The sequence below is a fragment of the Kitasatospora sp. NPDC023176 genome (genome assembly GCF_055560495.1).
In genome coordinates, this window is the sequence record NZ_JBVHIP010000047.1 from 1 (window position 1) to 19,942 (window position 19,942).

Sequence of the window (19,942 nt, forward strand, 5' to 3'; positions counted from 1 at the left end):
CGGACTACTGGTCACGAAATGCGCGAGCGCCTGCCGGTTGCCGTCCTCGCCCAGCCGGGCCGCCATCGGCTCCACCGACTTGCGCCCGCCGTCCAACAGCAGCCCACGCACATAGACCTGTCCCCAACGGCGCTGATCGTTGCGGGTAAACGCCTCGAACAGCTCCGCCGTGAACGCCTCCAGGTCCTCCCGGACCTCAGCCATCTCCCCAGGTGTCACACACCCTCAACGACGCAACCCACCAACGGACACGCCATACCAAGACGAACCTGACCAAGCCCTACTAGCTCCGCATGGCAGAAGTCCAGTTACTCCGCCGCAAACGACAACTGCCTCGAAGCCCGCACGACCGACGGGCTGGTCGAACTCCGCGAGTCCGACGACGGCGACACAGTCGTCCGCACCACCTCCGCCTCCGAACTCCTCCAAGGCGTCAAAGCCGGTGAGTTCGACCACCACACCACCTGACCGGGCGGCCCTTCGCTCCGCAGAGCGAAGGCCGCCCTCGACGGCAAAGCCGGTGGCCCGACTGGTTGCCGGTCCCCCGTAGTCGATCTGCTGGGAACGCCGTGTCATGCTGACCGACACCAAGCGACCATGATCACCGTCGCTGCAAGCAGACAGGGGGATTGCCGATGCGGCTCCCATGGCGCCGTCGCCCCGTCGGGCGCTCCCAGCGGCTCCTCGACCTCGCGGGCGTCAAGCCCGGATCGGTGGACGACACCGACGATCTGGAGGTGTCCCGCCAGGTCGCCTTCCGGGCGGCCCGGCGGGATCACGGCGCGACCGCCGAGATCCTGGCGGCCGTCGAGGAACTCCTGGAGGACCAGGCCGAGTACGGATTCGTCGTCGCGTTCCTGGAGAACCTCCAGAACCTGGCGTCCCACCGCCTCGACACCTTCCGGCCGCTCGACGGCATACGCCCGCTGCTCGGCCCCCGCAGCGCGATCTGCTGGGACACCGTGGGCGACTTCTGGTCTGCGGTGGCCGACTGGCGCGCGGGCACCGGCGTACCGCTGGAGTCGTCCGCCCGGATCCTCGGCGTCGAGAACGAACAGCTGCGGATGCTTCTGTGGACGACGAACCGGACCCTCGCCACCGGCGAGAAGCTCGGGCTCGCCGACGCGGTGCGGTACGAGAAGGCCGTCGGGTCGCCCATCCCCGGGTACAGCCACATCGATGTCGCGCTGCGGATCGCGGCGCAGGGCCCAGCCTGACCGCAGAACGGTTTGACCTTGTCACCGTGACAAGGTGTCCACTGGGCGCAGGAGGTGGTCCCGATCAACACCACAGACGGAACCGAGCAGCACACCCGCATGGTCAAGGCCCTGGGCACCGAGGACTCGTCGGTGCGGCTCCAGGCGGCCCTGGCGGTCGGCTCGAACCCCGACCCCGGCCTCCTGGAGGCGCTGGTCGAACGGTGCGCGGTCGAACCGGACTTCTTCGTACGGGACATGCTGTCCTGGGCGCTGACCCGCCTCCCGTCCGAGGTCACCCTGCCCCGGATCCGCCGGGAACTCGACTCCGAGCACGCCCAGGCCCGCAGTCAGGCCCTGCACACGCTCTCCAAGATCGGCGACAAGAGCGCGTGGGCCTGGATCACCCGCGACATGCTGCGGGACGCCGACGACGAGGTCGCGCGGACGGCGTGGCGGGTCGCGGTCGTCCTCGTCCCCGAGGACGGGAAGGCGGACCTGGCCGACGAACTGGTACGGCAACTCGGCCGCGGCGACCGCAACGTCCAGCTCAGCCTGAGCCGGGCCTTCGTCGACCTCGGCCCCGTGACCGAGCCCGCCCTGGAGCAGGCCGCGGCCGACCCCGACCCGGCGGTGGCCGAGCACGCCCATGCCACCGTGCTGCTCCTTCGGGACCCGGAGACCGGGTTCGACGCGGCGCTCTTCGAGGCGAAGCGACTCGCCGCCCTCGGCCCGGAACGGGCAGCCGTCATCGCTTCCGCCGCCGAGGCCGCGGAGACCCCGGCGTGCTGATCGGTGACGTCGCCCGCCGCTCGGGGGTGAGCACGCGGATGCTCCGGCACTACGACGCCCTCGGCCTGGTGCGACCCACCGGCCGCACCGTCGGCGGCTACCGCGAGTACTCCGACGAGGACGTCCGCAGGATCTTCCACGTGGAGAGCCTGCGGTCCCTCGGGCTCTCGCTCAAGCAGGTCGCCCGTGCGCTGGAGGATCCGGCCTTCACGCCGTCCGAGCTGGTCAGCGACCTGATCCGGTGGGCGGAGGACCGTCTGGAGCGGGAACAGGAACTGCTCAGGCGGCTCCGCACGGTCGATGCGTCGGCGCCCACCGGCTGGCAGGACGTCCTGCGCATCGTGGAGCTCCTGCAAGGGCTCGACTCGACCAGCGCCGCGCGCCGGCAGCAGGCCGTCCTCACCCGGCCGGAGGGTGTGCCGGTACCCGCGGAGCTGCTGGCCGGGGCCGTGCTGTCCGAGTCCGACCCCAACGTCGCGGGCGCCCTGCGCTGGGCGCTCGCCCGCTCGGGCGGGGACGGCATGGCGGCCCTGGCCGCCGGCCTGCGGTCGGACGACGTCGACGTCCGGCGCCGCGCGGTGCGGGCGATCACCGAGATGCCCGAAGCCCCGGGCACGACCCCCGTACTCGCGGACGCCCTCGGGGACCGGGACCCGACCGTACGCAGGCACGCCGCGCTCGCCTTGGGCAGGCGCGGCGTGACCGCGGCCGTGCCGACGCTCGTCGCCATGGTGGTCGAGGGCTCCTACGACGTCGACGCGGCGGAGGTCCTGGGCACGCTGTCCCGGGACCCAGGCTCCCGGCACCCCGGCTCCCGGGACCGGATCACCACCGCACTGGCCGACGAACTCGCCTCCCCCGCCGCGGACTCCGCGACCCGGATCCGCCTCACCCAGGCCCTGGTCGAACTGCCGGGCACCGATGCGCAGGAGGTCCTGCGCCAACTGACCCACGACGAGGACCGCGCCGTCGCCCTCGTCGCCTCGGCCCTCCTCGGAGCCCTCGAAGAGCGGTCCTCCGACGAACCGTCCCCTGGGGCCCGAAGCGCCGACTGAGCCTCATGCCCGGAGGACGTGCCCCGCCGTCTCCCGGATCGCGGAGGCCAGCACGGCGGGAGCCACGACGTGGGCGACGTGCCCCTGGCCGACGAGCGTGACGACCCGCGCGTTGGGCAGGGTCGCCGCCAGGTCGGACAGGCGCTCGCGCAGGTGGGCGGGGCTCTGGTCCCCCTCGATCAGGGTCGCGGGGGTTTCGAGGCCCGCGAAGCGCTCGATACCGACGCCGAGCGCGTCGATCGCCTCGTCGTCCGCGATCTGCGCCGCCGCGAAGGCGGAGCACGCGGCTCGCGCACCCCGGTCGGCGAGCAGCGCGTCGACCATGCTCGCGGGCACCCGGACGATGTCGCGCAGGTGGATCCGCACCGCCTCGACGGGGTCACCCGCCTCCAGCGCGGCCCGGGCCCGCACTCCCGCCGCCCCGGCGACCAACTCCCGGGTGGGCAGCGGTGGTTCATAGAGAAACAGCCCCGCGAACGCCGACGGGTCGAGCAGGGCGGCCTCCAGCGCGGCGACGGCGCCCGAGGAGTGCCCCACCAGAAGCACCGGGGCGTCGAGGAGTCCGGCGACCCGGACGACGTCGGCCGCCTCGACGGCCATCGAGTGGGGTAGCGCGATATCCGCGCCGGGAGCGTAGATCCGTCGGTGGATCCTGACGACCCGGAAGCCGTCGGTCAGGTGACGGGTCACGGCGTCCCAGGCCGTCGCGTCTCCGCCCCCGGGGTGGACCACCAGCAGAGTGGGCCCGGATCCGTCGTCCAGGGCCGTGGTGACTCCTCCCCCGGCTGAAGCCGGGGGCTTCTCGCTAAGCCGGGTTGGCGTCGCGACGGACCAGCCCGGCCCGTAGAACGTTGGTGGCTCCCACCGTGTCAGCGTGCGCCTGGTGGCCACAGCCAACGCAGTGGAACTTCTCCTGAGTGGTCCGGTTTTCCGCGCTGGTGTGCCCGCATTCGGGGCATTGGCGGGACGTGTTGCGGGGGTCCACGGCGATCACTTCCCGTCCGGCGCTCTCAGCCTTGGCGTGCAGGATCGTCAGGAACACCCCCCATCCGGCATCCGAGATCGACTTGTTCAGTCCGGCCTTGGCGGCAGCGCCGTTGGGCAGGAAGACGCCCGGTTGTCCAGGGTCGGGCCTGGGCGCGGGGGTGCGCACCATGTTGCGGATCCTGAGGTCTTCGTGCGCGATGAGGTCGTGCCGGCGCACGAGGTCAAGGGCGGTCTTGTGGGCGTGGTCGAGCCGCTGGCGGCGGACCTTGCGGTGCAGGTCGGCGACGCGCTGAACCTGCTTGCGGCGGCGGTTGCCGCGCCGCTTGCACCGGGAGAGGGCCTGCTGCGCGGCTTCGAGCTTCGCGGCGGCCTTCCGGCCGTGGCGGGGGTTGGGTACAGACCCGCCGTCGGAGTCGGCGAGGAAGTTGGCTATGCCCATGTCGATGCCGACCACGCTGCCGGTCGCGGGCAGCGGATCGGGCTGCGCCTGTTCGGCGGTGAGGACGACGTACCAGCGCTGTCCTTCGTGCTTGACGCTGACGGTCTTGACCTTGCCGACCACGGGCCGGTGCTGGTTGACCTTGACGTGCCCGACGCCTTGGAAGCGGACGCGGGTGACCGGGTCGTGCGGGGTGGAGTCCCAGCGGCAGCCGTCGCCGTCCTTGGGGAAGTCCACCGTGTCGAACCAGTTGACGCCCCGAAAACGCGGGTAGCCAGGCTTCTCACCGGACTTGACACGCCGGAAGAACGCCGCGAACGCCTTGTCCAGGCGTCGCAAGGTGGCCTGCTGACTGGAGAACGACCAGCGGCCCTGCCGCTCCGGGTCGAACGCCCGGATCTCCTTGAGCTGCGCGGACTGCTCCCCGTACCGGACGGTGGTCCTGGAAACATGCCGGTAGGCGTCGCGGCGTTCCTGCAGGGCCCCGTTGTAGAGCGAGCAGTGATCCCGCAGCATCTCGGCGAGCGCCAGCGCCTGGCCCACGGTGGGCCGCATGAGGAACTTGTACGCACGGATCACCCGGCTCACCCCCTTACGGTCGACGTGATCAAGCTAGAACACGCCACTGACACTGATAGTGCTCATGGGTCCCCGATGGTCGTGGCTCTGCCACTGACTGACGCCCTACTGGGCTGTCTTCGCGTTGTTCTGTCCGGCTGCCGGGGCCCGTTCCCAAGGCCCCGGCCGGGCGGAGCAACGCAGCGAACTCCGCCGCTTCGCGGCTCCGGGCCAAGGATGCATTCCCTCCCCGGCTGAAGCCGGGGATACCCTGCAAGATCAGGGATGGAACAGACGCCATCGGATGATGCGATGAGCTCGGTCATGCGCACCATCGTCCACCCGGCCGCCGCCATCACACCGGCCGACCGCTGCCATCGCACCGTCAAGCGCCGTACCCTCCAGCGAGATCGCGGCCGTCGGCGGCACGGCTATCAGGGGTGAGACCGGTGTACTCGACGCCGGTGATCGATTGCGGTTTCGAATCTGCTAGCTTTTCGACCTCGGTGCCCCTGTGCGAGACGTGTGACCTGCTGTTGTACGACATCGGCCAGATCGTGGCGGGCACGTACGACGACGTGACGAAGCAGGGAGGGCCGATGAACAGTTCATCTCGGGGCACCCTCGGGCTGGGCACCGCGGTCGCCGCCCTGGCGCTCGCCCTGACCGCCTGCTCGTCCGGCGCCGGGGCGCCCAAGCAGCTCGTACCGCCCGAGCAGGCCCTCCAGCGGATGGACGCCCTCCTCGACGAGTCGCTGACCGACGTCCAGCCGGCCCTGCGGTACTGGGACGACAACCCTGACGCGGTCGAGCAGTACTCCAAGGGCCTCGACGAGCACTCGCTCGGCTACGCGAACGCCGACCGCCGGCGCCACATCACGACCAGGATCGCGCCGGCCAAGTACGGCGCCCTGCTGGACATGGTCGAGCGCGGCTGGAAAGCCAAGGGGTACACCGTCACCAGGACCGACTCCACACCGCCCGGCAGCGTCGCCAGTGCCCCGGGCGGTGCGAGCGTCGGGATCACCGTCCACTCTTCCGGGCTCATCGACATCACGGCGTGGGTCTCCCCCGTCCCAGTGGTCCACGGCGCCTTCGGGACCCCCACCCCCGTTCCGACCATGCCCAACGGCAACCCCGACGACGTCCCCACGTACGAGGACCCCTTCTGGTCCGCATGACCGGCTGATCCCCGGGCAGCCGCGTCACCACCGGCAGTACCGGTCCGGGTCCTTCCCCGTGGCGGAGCGGGCCCACCGGCACACGATCAAGCTGCCGGTCTGGCATCGTGAGCAGGATCTCGCGCTGGCCGAGCAGTACGTGCGCGCGGCCGCGAAAGTGAGCGAGCACCACGAGGAGCTACTGCCATGACCGATATCTCCGATGCCCTGCTGGCCGCCCTGGTCGATCAGGCCGAACAGGAGGGCGTCACGGGGTTCGTGGCCGCCGCCGTCGTCCGGGACGCCGGCGGCCGGGTCCTGCTGCTGCGTCGGAAGCCGGACGACTTCATGGGCGGGCTGTGGGAGGTCCCCTCCGGCAAGGTCGACCACGGCGAAGGTGTGCTGGACGCCCTGCACCGGGAGACCGCCGAGGAGACCGGGCTGACCGTCGAGGCGGTGAACGGGTACCTCGGGCACTTCGACTACGCCAACAGTCGTGGCGGGACGACCCGGCAGTTCAACTTCTCGGTCACCGTGGTCGAGCCTGAACCGGTCCTCGTCACCGAGCACGATGCCTATCAGTGGGCGCGTCTGGGCGACCTCCCGCCGGTCAGCGACGCGGTGCGGGAGCTGATCACCCGCTGAGCCGCCCTGAGACCGCCGCGCTCGGGGTCCGAGCGCGGCGGGCAGACGATCCGGGCGGTCAGATCTTGTACTGCTCGTGGTCGATGGCGCGGTCCCACACCGCCTCGAATGCGGAACCGCACAGCTTCAGGACGGCCGCATCGGCGGTCGTCTCCATGTCCGGGTCGGCGCACTGCCCATCGCCGGTGAAGTGGTTGAAGAGAACCACCTGCCCGTCGAAGAGCCAGAAGTCCACACCCGGCAATGCGAGGTCCTTCGCGTCCCGGCGGGGCAACCAGCGGACCTGTTCGCCGGCCACGATGTTCGGGAACGTGACGTCGTACTCGTACCGGATGTAGTCGTGCACCGGCTCCGAGACGATCCGGGCCCGGCGAAACTCCACCCCACGGCCGACGGCCTCGGCCACCGTGTCGCACCACGGCCGCCACCACGAGGCCCGGTCCTGGCGGTCAATCCGGAACCCCTCCTGCCAGCGGATGAACTGCGGGTCATCCAGCATGTAGGAATCGCGCATCTCCAGGTGCAGCGCGGAACGCTTCGCCCGGGCCAGGTGCTCAAGAAACATCGTCGTCCTTCGGGCGCGGGATGAACTGAATCATGTTGGCGGGGAGCCGCTGGCAGGACACGGTTTCGCGAAGCCGGTGCACCGTCAAGAGCACGTGACCCGAGGGGGTCGATCGTATGGTCGTCACTCGTCCAGCCGTTCCTACCGGCTGTCGCTCGGAGGACACCATGCCAAGGTCCATTGGCAACACCGCTCTCAAGGCCGCCCGACAGGCTCGCGGCCTCTCCAGCCAACAGGCACTCGCGGCCGCCCTGCACGACGCAGCCCGCCAACTCGGCCTGGGGGAAATCGTCGTCAGTCGCAAGCAGATCGGGCGGTGGGAATCCCCCACCCCGCCTTGGCCGCGCGATGATCACCAGCAGCTTCTCACCTACGTCCTGCGCCTGCCGATCGAGGACCTCGGATTCCGCGCGCCGTGGGATGACAGCATCCGACCGGCGCCGGACAAGGTCACGCCCACGGGCCGTCGCCCTTCGGCCACCCCTGCGCTGCCGAGGCCGGTAGTCGCATCCGCAACTCAACCACCGACTGTGGGCGCGGACTTCGCGACGGTCACAGAAGCCCATCGACGTCTCTACTGGAGCGTTCCGCCCGCGACGTTGCACCAGGCGGTCGTCGAGCACGCCAACCTGGGTGCGGCTCTGCTGGGCGAGACCGACGGAGTCGCCCGAAGGGTGCTCGCGTCCGCACTCGCGGAGAGCCTTCTTCTCGCGGGCCGGATCCAGTTCTTCGACCTCCGCCAACCAGAGGTCGCCGACGGCACGTTCGTGCGTGCCCTGCAAGCTGCAGGTGCAGCCGACGACCCGCTGCTCGGCGCCGCCATCCTCGGGCACTCCGCGTTCGTCCCGGGATGGGCGGGGCATCGCGAGGACACTGCCGAGCGGATGCGAGCCGCCCGCACGTACGCCCGGCGGGGGCCCGCCTCAGCAGAGCTGCCGGCGTGGCTCGACGCCGTGGAGGCGGAATGCCTGACCCGCTGCGGCGACCACCGGCAAGCGCTCACGCTCCTGCGTCGGGCAGAGGAGACCATGAGCGCTGGTGGCGAGCACCGCAGCCCCGAGTGGTTCACCTGGTTCTCGTCCACCCGACTCGCGGCCTTCAAGGGCAACACCGAACTGGCAGCCGGCCTGATCCCCCAGGCCCGAACCACCCGTGAGGCGGTGCTCGCCGATCTGCCCGAGACCGCCGGCAAGCAGCGAGTAGTGGTTCTCGGCGACCTCGCAGCCGTCGAGGCCGCCGCTCGACGGCCTGATACGGCGTGCGCTCTGCTGGAGCAAGCACTCGATCAGCTGGGCGCGACCTGGTACGCCACCGGCATGGATCGCATCCGAGAGGCCCGCCGGGCGCTCGCGAGCTGGCAGGACTCGGACTCGGTACGGCGCGTCGACGACCGCCTCTACTCCTGGTCGGCGACGCTCAGTTCGCTCCAGCGTTAGCCTTCGCGATCAGCTCCGCCAGCTCGCTGAGCGAGTCGATCCGGAAGGTCGCACGATCGGCTGCGGGGTCGTGCTGCTGGATCCAGCCCCACGGCCCCCGGCGGATCAGCGCGGTGCACATCCCGGCCCGGGCAGCGGGGAGTACGTCGTTGTCGAGGCGGTCGCCGACGTAGAGGATCTCATCCGGTCGAGCCGGGACCGCTTCCGCCACCCGCTCGAAGAACGCCGGATCCGGTTTGCTCGCGCCCCAATCGTCGGAGGTGCCAATGAGGTCGACGTCGTCCGTGAACAACTGGCGAAGGATCTCACCGGCCCGCACGGTCTGGTTGCCCGCGATCGCGAGCCAGAGCCCGTCCGCCCTCAACCGTACAAGGGCCGGGCGGACATCGGGATACAGGTCGTCCTCGCCGAATGCCTCGGGCTGACCGGCCGCCGCCCGCTTCTCGCGCTCCTCGTACAGGTCGAAACCCGGCCGAAAGACCTGGAACGTCTCGCGGTAGTCGCGGCCCTCCGCGATCACGGCACCGAACTGGGCCACGAAGGTGTGCCGAGGCACGCCCAGCCAGTCCGCCCAGGTGCCGTACTCCCGGGTCTCGTCCACCAAGCACTCACCGACGTCGAACACCACTGCACGAATCATGGTCGCAGCCTAACGAAGCCATCGGGCCCGCCGCGCTCGGGGCGAGCGCGGCGGGCCTGACCGGTGCCGCTCAGTGGCGGTGGTGGTTGTCGGGTTGGGCCGGGTCGCCGGGGTGTTCCAATCCCGGTACCAGGGTGAGGCGTTGGGCGCGTTGGTAGTCGAGCCAGCGGACGAACTCCGCTCGGCGGGCGGCTTCGCGGAGGGTGGGGGTGGGGTCGGGATTCTGCGGTATGGCGAGGGTGGCGAGGAGCATGGCCGTCCAGGGGCCGATGGTGACCCACTCGCCCGGCGGGGCGGTGCGGAGGGCTTCGGCGAGGGCGGTCGGGAGGGTGTCGGGGTCGGCTTCGAAGCTGCCGTCGGGGAGGGCGAGGTGCCAGCGGGTGGCCGGTGGGCGGGCGGTCATGCTCCGGTAGTGGGCCAGGTCGGCGGGTGAGGGGTCGATGCCGGCGGTGACGTCCTGGTAGACGGCCCGGACGGCGGCGCTGCCCTCGTAGGCGGCGGCGGTGATGGAGCCGAGTTCGACGGCGGCTTGTTGATCGAGCCGGGCGGGTCCGACCGGGGCGACCGGCAGGCCCCGCTCGGTGGCGACCGCCTCGCAGAGGGCCTCGGTCAGCAGCACCTGGGCGACCCACCGGACAAGCTGGCGGTCCTCCGAACTACCGGGCTGGGGCAGGGCGGTGGAGCGCGGGCCGGTCCGCAGGGCGGCGAGGCGCTCGTCCAGAGCCGCCCGGGAAAGGGGCTGTCCGTCGAGCAGGCCGAGACTCATGCCTCCACCACCAGGGCGACGGCCGGGGCGTACTGGCAGCGGCCGAACCACATGATCTTGGCGAGGGCCCAGTACGCGCCCGGGTCGATGGACTCGGGGGCGGTGACGGCGAAGTCGACGGTGACCGAGGAGTCCGCCGGGACGGTGAAGCCCCGGACGGGCTCGGCGATCGCCTCCCAGGTGCCCCACGGGGAGACCAGCTGCAGCTCGCCCCGGATCTCGCCTCGGGTGCGGTTGGTCAGCGTCAGGGTGAGGTCGGCCCGGCCGCCGGGGGCGACCCGCAGCGTCTCGGCGGAGACGTCGACGGACAGGCCGGTGTCCCGGCCGGTCGCCGCCTTGGTGCCCTGCGCCGCCGTCCAGTCCTCGGGGGCCTCGCCGGGGACGGGCAGCAGCTCGGGCAGGTCGCCGACCGCGATCGTCACCACGTCCTCGATCTGCTGCCCGTCGTGCTCGATCCGGACGGCGGCGAAGTGGAGGCCGGCCGGAACACCGGCCGGCGGGGTCAGGGTCACCGGGAAGCGCAGGTGTCCACCGGCCGGGAGCCGGTACGGTCGGCTGCCGACGCTGGTGGTCCACCCCTTGGGCGCCAGCACCGCCGCCGTACCCTCCACCGCCGCGTCCCGCAGCTGCGAGGAGAGGGCGACCGACAGCGTCACCGCCTCCCCCGCCGTCCGCAGCAGCCCCGGCGAGGCCCCGACCGACACCGGCAGGTAGCCGAGCGGCGCCGGGCCCCGGTTGTGCAGCCAGTAGCGGGCGTGGACGGGCTGGGCGGGTTCGGCGACCGGGCCGAGCACGGGGCTGCCGGCCCGGCCCGTCACCCCGGGTAGCGCCAGCAGGGTGGCGATCTGCGACCCGGCCAGGTCGAGAGCGTCAGCGGTGGCGGCGAGCGGCCGTTCGAGCAGGTCGGCGGGCCGTACGTCGTCCAGTCCGAGTGCGCCGCCGAGGCGCGCCGTCCGCCCGAGGCCGGTCGACTCGACCAGCCGGACGGTGAGTTCGCCCCCGGTCGGCGCGGCCGAGCCGTGGGCGATCGGGTTCCCGGCCGGCTTGAGCGCGCCCAGCAGCACCTCGCGCTGCGGTTCGACCCGCAGCCAGGACAGGGTCCGGGGCAGCGGCCCGTCCTGGGCGTCCAGGAGCCGCGCGTACAGCGGGTGGTTGAACTCCTGCCCTCGCGCGGGCAGGGTCTGGGTTCGCCAGTCACCGTCGCCACCGACCAGCGCGTAGCTGAACTCGTGCGTCCAGTGCTGGAGTTGGAAGGAGGCTCCGTCCGGCAGGGTGCGTCGGGGCGGGTCGATCCAGACGCCGGACGGCCAGCCGGTGCAGGAGCGCATCAGCGACAGGTGGAGCGCGCCGGTGGTGTCCACCGCGAAGCCGGGCAGACCGAAGCTGAGCAACGCCACGGTGTGGTCGGCGAGTTCATCCGTGACGGGCACCGGGCAGACGGCGGTGATCCGGGCGTCCGCGAGGTCGTCGACCAGGGCCGGCACGTCGGTGACCACCAGGGCCGGCAGCGCGCGCAGGTCCCGCAGGTCGGCGTCCGGCCGCCACACCTCGGCGAGCGGGGTGAGCGCGGGCACCCACACCGCGCCGTGCGCCTTCAGCGCGGCGGCGTACTCCTCACCGGCGCGTTCAATCAACTCCCGTGCGGCGTCGTTGACTTCCGGTCCACCGACGACGATCCGGAAGTCCGGCAGGTTGGAGTCCACGTCCAGCCAGCCGTACCGCGCCCAGTCCGCCCCCGAGGTGGTGGCGGTGACGCCGACCCGGGCCAGGGCGACCACCAGCGGGCGGGCGTCGGCGGCGTCGTCCAGCGTCGGAACGACCACCTCGGCCACGCCGAGTGCCCGTGCCCCGGTGACCTCGCCGGAGGCGGAGGTGAGGACGGCCCGCGCGGTGGCGCCCAGCCCGAACCAGGTGTTGGCCGGGTTGTCCAGCGTCCACGGCGCCTCCGCCGAGTCGACGTCGGGCAGCGCGAAGCCGCGCCCGACGACCGCCCCGGCGACCTCGCTGACCGGCAGTCCGCCGGGGACGTCCACCGGAAAGCGCAGTCGCAGCAGCCGGTCGGCGCCGGAGTAGTCGAGGACCCTGGTCCGGCAGTCGACGCGGTCCAGGCCGCGCCAGAGCGTCACCGTCTGCTCGTAGCGGACGTCGTCGACGGTGCCGGCGATCACCAGCCGCTCGCCGAGCGGGCCGGTCTCCCACCGGACGGACGCGGCGGTGCTCCCGGAGCCGACCACCGGCCCGCTCGGCACCAGGTGCCAGGGGCCCTCGCCGAAGTCGGGGTGCTGCGGGTACTCCTCGTACACCCGCAGCTCGTTGCCGATCCGGCCGTCCTGGATCAACTCCCGGTCGTGCAGCCGGTCGTAGACGGAGGACAGCCCGCCGCCACGCGCCGGGTCGGCCGTCACCCGGTACCGGCCGCCCTCGATGGTGCAGGCCCCGCTCGTGCCGCCCTGGATCGGCACGTCCTCCGCCGCCGTCCAGACCGGTTCGGCGGCGCCCTCCACCAGCCGCCAGGTGCGCCAGCCGAGCGCGGGTACGTCCTGCGCCAGGAACCGCAGCGTCCCCCGGTCGACGGCGCTCGGCACCGGCGCGCCCGTCTCGTCCAGCACCCGCACCGACCGGGCACCGTCCGGGAGTTCGAGGGCCACCAGGTCCGTCCGGTCGAAGGACAGCGTGTTGGTCACCACCACCGCCGCACCGAAGTCCGCCGGACCCGAGCCCGCCGCCCCGAAGTCCGCCGTGGAGATCCGGGCCGTCAGCGCGTCCAGCGCCGCGTCCCGGACGGCGGAGGCCAGGTCGTACGCCTCCCGCCAGCCGCCCAGCAGGTCCAGGTACACCTGGTCCGACTCGGAGCCGGTGATCGCGTCGTGGTGCGCGCCGTAGGCGAGTTGGCGCCACACCTTGTCGAGCGCGGCGGCCGGGTAGCTCCCGAGCCCGTTGACGACGGCCAGCGCGGCGAGCTTCTCCGCGTCCACCGCCGCGACCTCGCCCGCCCGCTGGGCCTGCTTGGTGTCGATGTAGGAGACGTCCTTGCCGGTGTACACCGGGTTCATGTCGCGGGTCTGCGGGCTGGGCCGGCGCCCGGTGGCGGCGAGTTCGGCCCGGACGGCGTCCAGGAAGTCGCGCGGAGTGGCGCAGACGAAGCGCGGCCACAGGTACTTGTCGGCCCAGGAGCGGTGGATCGCGGTGACCCACTTGTTCGGCGGGGTGTAGTCCGTCCCCACCGGCAGCAGCAGGTTCTTCGTCGCCCCGACCGGCTTGAGCTTGCGGTACAGCTCGTACACGGCCTGCTCGGCGGTGGCGAGGTCGGGCGAGGAGTCCATCCACCAGCCCGCCGAGTAGTGGTGCGGCATGTAGTGGGTGAGCACGCCCTCCCCACCGGGCGCGATCCACTCGAACTCGCTGGGGAACTGCATCACCCGGGCGTCGTCCTTGCCCTGGCGGAAGTTCTTCTGGATCGGGCCCCACTGGTGGAACGGCCCGCGGGCCCAGGCGCTACCGGTGAGGCCGGCCGCGGCGAGGTGACCGGGGAACTGCGGGTCGTGCCCGAACACGTCGAGCTGCCAGGCGGTTTGCGGGTCGCCGCCGAGGATGTCGCGCTGGTAGCCGATGCCGTAGACGAGGTTGCGGATGGTCGTCTCGGCGCCGGTGAGGTTGGTGTTCGGCTCGTTGTAGGTGCCGCCGACGAGTTCGACCTGTCCGCGCTCCATGAGCGCCCGAAGCACCGAGCGCCGCTCCGGGTGCTGGTCGAAGTACGGCTTGAGATAGTCGACTTCGGCGAGCACGAACTTGTACACCGGGTCCCGCAGGGCGAGGTCCAGATGGGCGTCGACCAGGGCGAAGCCGTTGCGCTCCCACAGCGGCCGGGTGGTGGCGTCGGCGGCCAGCAGCTCCCACGGGGAGGTGTAGGCGGCCTGGGTGTTCCACCAGACCGGGTCGTAGTGGAAGTGGGAGACCAGGAACATGGTCCAGCCGGGCTCCGCCACCTCCACCACGGCGGCGGCTTCACTTGACAACGCCCGGACGGTGACGGGAAGTCGGGTGCCGACGGCAGCTCCGGTGATCTCCAGGGGGACTTCGACCAGCCCCGTGCCGGTCGCCTCGCCGCGCACGCCCGTCCCGCTGACGGTGATCCGGGCGGCCGGCCCCTCGATCGTCACCCGCAGCAGCTGGCGCGGGGCGTCCTCGGGGCCGGTGAACAGGTCGGTGCTCTCGACGGCGGTGATGGTGGTGACCGGCACGGGGGTGATCCTTTCGGTACGGAGGCCTACTGACCCCAGGCCTCGAACTCGTAGATGCGGGCGGCCGGATCGCTGTTCTGGGTGGGCTTGGTGATGGCCAGCCGGACGTAGCGGGCGGTGGTGTCCACCGGGTGGGTGGTGGTGCCCGCCGTGTTGCCGGTGACGTTGGCGACCGTCGTCCACGGGTCGGTGGTCCTGGAGCGCACCTGGATGGTGAAGTCCCGGGTGTTGTACGCGGCGCTCTCGCCGCCCGCCTGGGCGTGCTGGACCACGAACCTGTTCAGCTTCTTGGCCGAACCGAGGTCCACCTCAAGCCACTTGGCGGCCGTCAGGGTGCACCACTTGTCGCTGGTCCCGCCGCTGACGCTGCCGTTGACGGCCTTGGCCGGGCCCTCGTCGGCGTTGCACTGGCCGGAGGCGGTGGCCGGGCGCCTCAGCGCCAGGTCGGTCGAGGTCGACGGCGGGGAGCCGTCCCAACTCACCGTGGTGGACGCGACATCGGAGCGGCCGTAGGTGGTCGACACCGCCTCGACGTCCAGGGTGGTGCCGGTCTCGGTGCCGGCCCGGTCGAGCCGCCCGACGAAGTACGCGTCGTTGGGCGTGGCCCCCAGGAAGGTGCGGCTGCCGTCCGCGTTGCGCCGGTACACCTCGTAGTGGTGGACGTTGCCGCCGGGCGCCGCCGTCCAGGAGAGCCGCAGCGACTGGCTGGCACCGGCCGTCACGTCGCTGGCGCCGAGGACGGTCAGTGCGCTCGGCGCGGCCGGGGCCTTCACCGACCCGTCGTAGAGGGCGACTTGACCGACCCGAAGGTCGTACGCCGGATCCGAACCGTCGACCTGAAGCGCGAGCTGGGAGATCGTCCGGCCCGCGTACCGGGAGAGGTCGAGGGTGTGCCGCTCCCAGCCGGTACCGGAGTTGCCCCCGACGTCCACGGTGGTGAAGCTGCCCGGGGTGTCGGTGAAGGAGACCGCGGCCTTGAGCTTGGTCGGGCCGGCGGCCGGGGTCTTGACCACCAGGTCCAGCTTGGTGTTCGCGGCGACCGGCAGGCTGGTCTGGTACAGCCGCACGGTGTTGGTGGAGTCCAGGGTGCCGGTCAGCCGCAGCGAGGAGCCGCCCTGGTAGGCGTCGGTGAAGTCGACCGACGGACTGAGCTTGCTGCCACTGGAGTCGACCACCCAGCGGTACGTCGGCGGGACGTCCTGCAACGAGAGGTTGTTCCAGCCGCCAGTGGCGACCCGGGTGCCGGCCGCGTTGTAGAAGTCGCCCTGGCCGGTGTCGAAGTTGGTGACGAAGGGCTTGGCGGTGATCGGCGAGGACTCGGCGACGTAGCCGGCCAGGCCGGGCCAGCTGCTGGAGAGGTCGGTGCGGGACGGGTCGTTGTCGGCGCCGACCCAGTAGCGGGCGTCCTTGGCGTAGAAGTCGGCCCGGTCGGTGGCGGACTTCCAGGTCCACTCGGGGCGGTAGAGGCCGAGCGAGGTGGTGTGCGGCTGCCCGGACGGGAAGAGGGTGTTCCAGTCGACGGAGGTGTTGTAGCCGTTCGCCTCGGTGTCGATGCCGGAGTACAACTCGTACTCGCTGCGGCCGAGTTGCCGGGCCAGGGTGCGGGAGGCGTCCAGACCGCCGGGCGTCCAGCCGAAGTTGAGGAACATCGAGTCCGCGGTGCGCTTCGGACCGTCCTGGAGGAACGGCGAGTTGGCGGAGGTGAGGGCGTTCTGCCAGTCGACCGCGCCGGAGGTGGTCATCGCGTCGTACCACATGAACTCGGTGTCGCTCTGCGCCTTGGTGTACTGCATCAGGTCGCGCACGTCGCCCGCGAGGGCCTGGTCGCCGCCGCCGGTCTCCTGGTTGATGAACCAGCCGTCGAATCCGTAGTACTTCGCGGCCTGGGCCAGCTTGTCGGCGACGGGGTAGCGGCCGCCGGACTTCTGGACGAAGTCGCGCACCCACTGGAGCCGGCCGCCGTACGCGGCGGGCGGGAAGAAGACGGTGCCGTAGACCTTGACGCCGTTGCGGTGGGCGGCGTCGATCACGGTCGGGTTCGGCGCGAGGATCAGGCCCTCGCCGGCCGAGCCGCCCCAGAACACCAGCTTGTCGACGTACTGCCAGTAGCCGAAGGCGTAGTAGTTGGGGTCGGCGGAGCCCTGGGAGGGGTTGTTGGAGGTGGGGCCGAAGGAGACCAGCGAGGCGATCTTCCCTTCGCCCGCGCGGGCGTTGGGGTTCGCGGCCAGGGCCGGGTCGCTGGTGCGCGGCTGGAGCGGGACGCGGGAGCGGTTGAACCGGGCGTCCGGGTCGGTGGCCGGGTCCCAGGTGAGGATCGAGCTGGGGTACCAGTACGAGGCGTACGGCTGGCTGCCCGAACCGGTGGGAGCGGCGGCGGGCGCCGGGGCCGGTCTCGGTGCGGCCCCGGCCGAGGGGGCGGCCGTCAGCGTGGCCGCCAGCGCGGCCGTCGCGAGCGCGGCGCTGAGCAGCAGGGGGAGGCGTCGTGACATGCGGTGGCTCCGATCGAGCGGAGGGGGTGGGGGCGGGCCCGCCGTCAGGGACGGGGGCCCGGCTGCATGCGGAGGTGCCGGTACCGAGCGGGGGAGGCGCAACGAGCAGCCGGGCGGGCGGGCGGGGCCGGTACGCGCCCAGGGCGGAGCCCGCTCGGCGCAGCGAGGCTAAACCGGTTCAGAACGACTGTCAACGGCCCGCGCAGCAACCACTCGACCGAGCTACCCGCCCTGGGACGCACCCGCCGGCGGCGAGGTCGACTCCCGTACCGTCAGCCGGGGCGTCGGCATCTGCAGGTCCCGCCCGGCCCCCGCGCCGTCCACCGCCTCCAGCAGGCTGCGGGCGACCTGCTCGCCGAGCGCGAAGGTGTCGCGGCTGAGCGCGGTCAGCGGCGGGTGGACGATCCGGGCGAGCACCGAGTCGTCGAACGAGACGATGGACAGCTCCCCGGGCACCGCGACGCCCATCTCTCCGGCCACGCCGAGCCCGGCGACGGCCATCACGTCGCTGTCGTAGACGATCGCGGTGGGCCGTCGGGGCCGGGAGAGCAGGGTGCGGGTGGCCGCCGCGCCCTCGGCGTCGCTGAAGTCGGTGGGCACCGACACGGCCTCCTCCAGGCCGAGCCGGCGCGAGGCGTCACGCAGCGCGCGGATCCGGCGCTGGGTGTGCTGGAAGTGCGGCAGCCCGGCGAGGTGGGCGATCCGGCGGTGCCCGATGGCGGCCAGGTAGTCGACGATGGAGAGCATCGCCTCCCGGTCGTCGGCCCAGATCCGCAGCTGGTTGCCGCCCTTGCCGGGCCCGCCCAGTACGACGGCGGGCAGCCCGAGTTCGTCCAGCACCGGCAGTCGCGGGTCCCTGACCTGGAGGTCCACCACGATGAAGCCGTCCACCCGGTGCTCGGAGGCCCACCGCCGGTAGACCTCGATCTCGGCGGCGGTGTCCTCGACCACCATCAGGTGCAGGGCGACCGAGCTGGCCGAGAGCACCGCCTGGAGGCCGGAGAGCAGTTGGCTGAAGAACGGCTCGACGCCGATGGTGCGGGCGGGGCGGGCGATCACCAGGCCGACCGCGTCGGACCGGGCCCCGCCGAGGGCCCGGGCGGCGCTGTGCGGGCGCCAGTTCATCTCCTCGGCGACCCGCAGGATGCGGTCCCTGGTCGCCTCGCTGACACCCGGGCGGCCGTTGAGCGCGAAGGAGACCGCGCCCTTGGAGACACCGGCCTGGCGCGCGATGTCGGCGATCGTCGGTCTGCCCACGGAACCCGACTCCTCTCTTGACAGCCAAGTTTAGGCGGGAGCATAGTCCCTGCCAGAGCTAGACCGGTTTAGTTAGTCAGGTTCCGAAACCCGACACAACCCAAGAACACGCAAACCCCGAGCTCGGCGCGGTCACCCACCCCGGACGCACCACCACCGGTACACCACGCCCGGTACACCACGCCCGGTGCACCACCCCCGGTGCACCACCCCCGGTGCACCACCCCCGGTGCACCACCCCCGGTGCACAGCCCCGAGCCCGGCGCGATCCCCCACCCACCCCCAGGACCGGGAGACCCTCATGCGAAGAATCTGGGCGGCACTGACCACGACGGCCCTCACCGCGGCGGCCCTCACCGGCTGCGGACTCGGCTCCGGAGACACCAAGAACAGCGACAGCGTGGCGAGTGCGGCCGCCACCGGCGAGGTCAAGGGCAAGGTCTCGATCCAGACCTGGTCGCTCAAGCCCAAGTTCACCGACTACATGCAGGGCGTGATCGACGGCTTCAAGAAGAAGTACCCGGGCGTCGAGGTCGACTGGCTGGACCAGCCCGGCGAGGGCTACGCCGACAAGGTGCTCAGCCAGGCCGCCTCCGGCACCCTGCCCGACGTGGTCAACCTCCCGCCGGACTTCGCCTTCCCGCTCGCCAGGAAGGACGTCCTGCTGGACGTGGCCAAGGCCGACCCCAAGCTCGCCGACGAGTACGTGGCCGGCGGCGTGGACGCCTACCGCTACCACGGGTACCAGGGCACCTTCGGCTACCCCTGGTACCTCAACACCGATGTGAACTACTGGAGTTCGGACCTCCTCGGCAAGAACGGGCTGGACCCGGCGAAGCCCCCGGCCAACCTGGACGAACTCATCGCCCAGGCCCGGGTGATGAAGGAGAAGTCCGGCGGCCAGACCTATCTGATGAGCCGCAAGCCGGGCCTCGGCGACCTCTACAACATCGGCGTGAAGATCCTGGCCGACGACGGCAAGTCCTTCACCTTCAACACCCCCGAGGCCGCCGCGCTGCTCGACAAGTACCGCGACGCCTTCAAGGACGGCCTGATGCCGAACGGGGTGCTCACCGACACCTACGCCGGCAACTCCAAGCTGTTCAGCGCCGGCACCGCGGCCTGGACCACCGGCGGCGGCAACTTCATCACCAGCCTCGCCACCGACAACCCCACCCTCGCGCCGAAGGTCGTCCCCTCCCCCGCGATGGGCACCCCGCCGCTGTACGTCCAGGGCCTGTCCATCCCCAAGAACACCAAGAACCCGGCCGCCGCGGTCGCCCTCGCCCGCTGGGTCACCAGCCCCGAGAACCAGGCCGCCTTCGCCCACCTGACCAGCGTCTTCCCGTCCACCAAGGCCTCCGCGAACGACCCGTTCTTCAGCAAGAGCGACGGCAGCAACGCGGGCGACGCCAAGGTGATGGCCTTCAACTCGCTCGCCAAGGCCCAGCTGATCCAGCCGGTCGAGGTGGACGACGCGATGGGCACCATCGTCAAGCAGCAGTTCGCCCTCGCCATCAGCGGCCAGACCAGCTCCAAGCAGGCGCTGGACACCGCCGTCGAGCAGTGCGACAAGCTGCTCAAGGGCTGACCCCACCACGCCCGGAGCCCGTAGCGAACCCGTACCGGCGAGGCGGCGGTCCCCCACCCGCCGCCCCCGGGAATCACCTGCACCGCCCCGGTCCCCGGAAGGCCAGGGCCCAGCCCCAGGAAGGC

18 protein-coding genes and 1 pseudogene are annotated in these 19,942 nt (G+C 71.7%); 10 read left to right on the forward strand and 9 right to left on the reverse strand.

Going from position 1 to position 19,942, the window contains the following annotated elements:
• The coding region (locus tag ACZ3YL_RS37830; protein ID WP_465662013.1) for a transposase at nt 1-204 on the reverse strand (204 nt) is incomplete at its 3' end.
• Between the two features lie 99 nt (nt 205-303).
• Between ACZ3YL_RS37830 and ACZ3YL_RS37835 the strand changes: the two are divergent.
• The 4 genes and pseudogenes from ACZ3YL_RS37835 to ACZ3YL_RS37850 form a co-directional block, all read left to right on the forward strand.
• Nucleotides 304-468, forward strand: a pseudogene (locus ACZ3YL_RS37835) (DUF397 domain-containing protein); the annotation flags it as partial.
• Between the two features lie 167 nt (nt 469-635).
• A complete protein-coding gene (locus tag ACZ3YL_RS37840) occupies nt 636-1,217 on the forward strand; it encodes a hypothetical protein (protein WP_188309344.1) in 582 nt (193 codons plus the stop codon).
• A gap of 99 nt (nt 1,218-1,316) precedes the next feature.
• Nucleotides 1,317-1,988: a HEAT repeat domain-containing protein gene (locus ACZ3YL_RS37845; RefSeq protein WP_188309361.1), complete on the forward strand. Its 672-nt coding sequence runs from the start codon at nt 1,317-1,319 to the stop codon at nt 1,986-1,988.
• On the forward strand, nt 1,982-3,043 hold the full coding sequence (locus ACZ3YL_RS37850; RefSeq protein ID WP_465662015.1) for a HEAT repeat domain-containing protein: 1,062 nt from the start codon (nt 1,982-1,984) through the stop codon (nt 3,041-3,043). Before ACZ3YL_RS37845 ends, ACZ3YL_RS37850 begins: the two co-directional genes overlap by 7 nt.
• A gap of 3 nt (nt 3,044-3,046) precedes the next feature.
• Here the strand turns inward: ACZ3YL_RS37850 and ACZ3YL_RS37855 are convergent, their stop codons facing one another.
• Together ACZ3YL_RS37855 and ACZ3YL_RS37860 are read right to left on the reverse strand one after the other, a co-directional pair.
• Entirely contained in the window at nt 3,047-3,733 is a 687-nt protein-coding gene (locus tag ACZ3YL_RS37855) for an alpha/beta fold hydrolase (RefSeq protein ID WP_465662017.1), read from the reverse strand.
• Between the two features lie 115 nt (nt 3,734-3,848).
• Nucleotides 3,849-5,048: an RNA-guided endonuclease InsQ/TnpB family protein gene (locus tag ACZ3YL_RS37860; RefSeq protein ID WP_465662019.1), complete on the reverse strand. Its 1,200-nt coding sequence runs from the start codon at nt 5,046-5,048 to the stop codon at nt 3,849-3,851.
• Between the two features lie 291 nt (nt 5,049-5,339).
• On the opposite strand from ACZ3YL_RS37860, the gene ACZ3YL_RS37865 reads away from it, so the two are divergent.
• The 4 genes from ACZ3YL_RS37865 to ACZ3YL_RS37880 all read left to right on the forward strand — a co-directional run bounded on the left by ACZ3YL_RS37865 (nt 5,340) and on the right by ACZ3YL_RS37880 (nt 6,832).
• Nucleotides 5,340-5,471, forward strand: a complete 132-nt coding sequence (locus tag ACZ3YL_RS37865; protein ID WP_465662021.1) for a hypothetical protein — start codon at nt 5,340-5,342, stop codon at nt 5,469-5,471.
• 155 nt (nt 5,472-5,626) lie between these two features.
• Entirely contained in the window at nt 5,627-6,208 is a 582-nt protein-coding gene (locus tag ACZ3YL_RS37870; protein ID WP_465662023.1) for a hypothetical protein, read from the forward strand.
• Nucleotides 6,209-6,266: 58 nt separating this feature from the next.
• Entirely contained in the window at nt 6,267-6,398 is a 132-nt protein-coding gene (locus ACZ3YL_RS37875; protein ID WP_465662025.1) for a hypothetical protein, read from the forward strand.
• Nucleotides 6,395-6,832 carry an NUDIX hydrolase gene (locus ACZ3YL_RS37880; protein ID WP_465662027.1) on the forward strand — a complete coding sequence of 146 codons (438 nt, stop codon included), beginning with the start codon at nt 6,395-6,397 and terminating at the stop codon, nt 6,830-6,832. The genes ACZ3YL_RS37875 and ACZ3YL_RS37880 overlap by 4 nt, the downstream gene beginning before the upstream one ends.
• Before the next feature lie 58 nt (nt 6,833-6,890).
• Here ACZ3YL_RS37880 and ACZ3YL_RS37885 read toward each other — a convergent pair whose 3' ends face one another.
• Nucleotides 6,891-7,397: a DUF6879 family protein gene (locus ACZ3YL_RS37885; protein WP_465662028.1), complete on the reverse strand. Its 507-nt coding sequence runs from the start codon at nt 7,395-7,397 to the stop codon at nt 6,891-6,893.
• A gap of 167 nt (nt 7,398-7,564) precedes the next feature.
• Between ACZ3YL_RS37885 and ACZ3YL_RS37890 the strand changes: the two genes are divergently transcribed.
• Complete coding sequence (locus tag ACZ3YL_RS37890) at nt 7,565-8,833, forward strand: transcriptional regulator (RefSeq protein WP_465662030.1); 1,269 nt, start codon at nt 7,565-7,567, stop codon at nt 8,831-8,833.
• On the opposite strand, the gene ACZ3YL_RS37895 is transcribed toward ACZ3YL_RS37890, so the two are convergent.
• The 5 genes from ACZ3YL_RS37895 to ACZ3YL_RS37915 form a co-directional block, all read right to left on the reverse strand.
• Nucleotides 8,814-9,473, reverse strand: a complete 660-nt coding sequence (locus tag ACZ3YL_RS37895; protein WP_465662032.1) for an HAD family hydrolase — start codon at nt 9,471-9,473, stop codon at nt 8,814-8,816. The two genes, ACZ3YL_RS37890 and ACZ3YL_RS37895, sit on opposite strands and share 20 nt — an antisense overlap.
• A gap of 70 nt (nt 9,474-9,543) precedes the next feature.
• Nucleotides 9,544-10,239, reverse strand: a complete 696-nt coding sequence (locus ACZ3YL_RS37900) for a DUF7158 domain-containing protein (protein WP_465662034.1) — start codon at nt 10,237-10,239, stop codon at nt 9,544-9,546.
• Nucleotides 10,236-14,480, reverse strand: a complete 4,245-nt coding sequence (locus ACZ3YL_RS37905) for a glycoside hydrolase family 38 N-terminal domain-containing protein (protein ID WP_465662036.1) — start codon at nt 14,478-14,480, stop codon at nt 10,236-10,238. Before ACZ3YL_RS37905 ends, ACZ3YL_RS37900 begins: the two co-directional genes overlap by 4 nt.
• Before the next feature lie 26 nt (nt 14,481-14,506).
• Nucleotides 14,507-16,969 carry an endo-beta-N-acetylglucosaminidase gene (locus ACZ3YL_RS37910; RefSeq protein WP_465662038.1) on the reverse strand — a complete coding sequence of 821 codons (2,463 nt, stop codon included), beginning with the start codon at nt 16,967-16,969 and terminating at the stop codon, nt 14,507-14,509.
• A 222-nt stretch (nt 16,970-17,191) separates the two neighbouring features.
• Nucleotides 17,192-18,226, reverse strand: coding sequence for a LacI family DNA-binding transcriptional regulator (locus ACZ3YL_RS37915; protein ID WP_188309339.1), 1,035 nt, complete (start codon nt 18,224-18,226; stop codon nt 17,192-17,194).
• Nucleotides 18,227-18,527: 301 nt separating this feature from the next.
• Between ACZ3YL_RS37915 and ACZ3YL_RS37920 the strand changes: the two genes are divergently transcribed.
• A complete protein-coding gene (locus tag ACZ3YL_RS37920) occupies nt 18,528-19,817 on the forward strand; it encodes an ABC transporter substrate-binding protein (protein WP_188309338.1) in 1,290 nt (429 codons plus the stop codon).
• Nucleotides 19,818-19,942 lie beyond the last annotated feature (125 nt).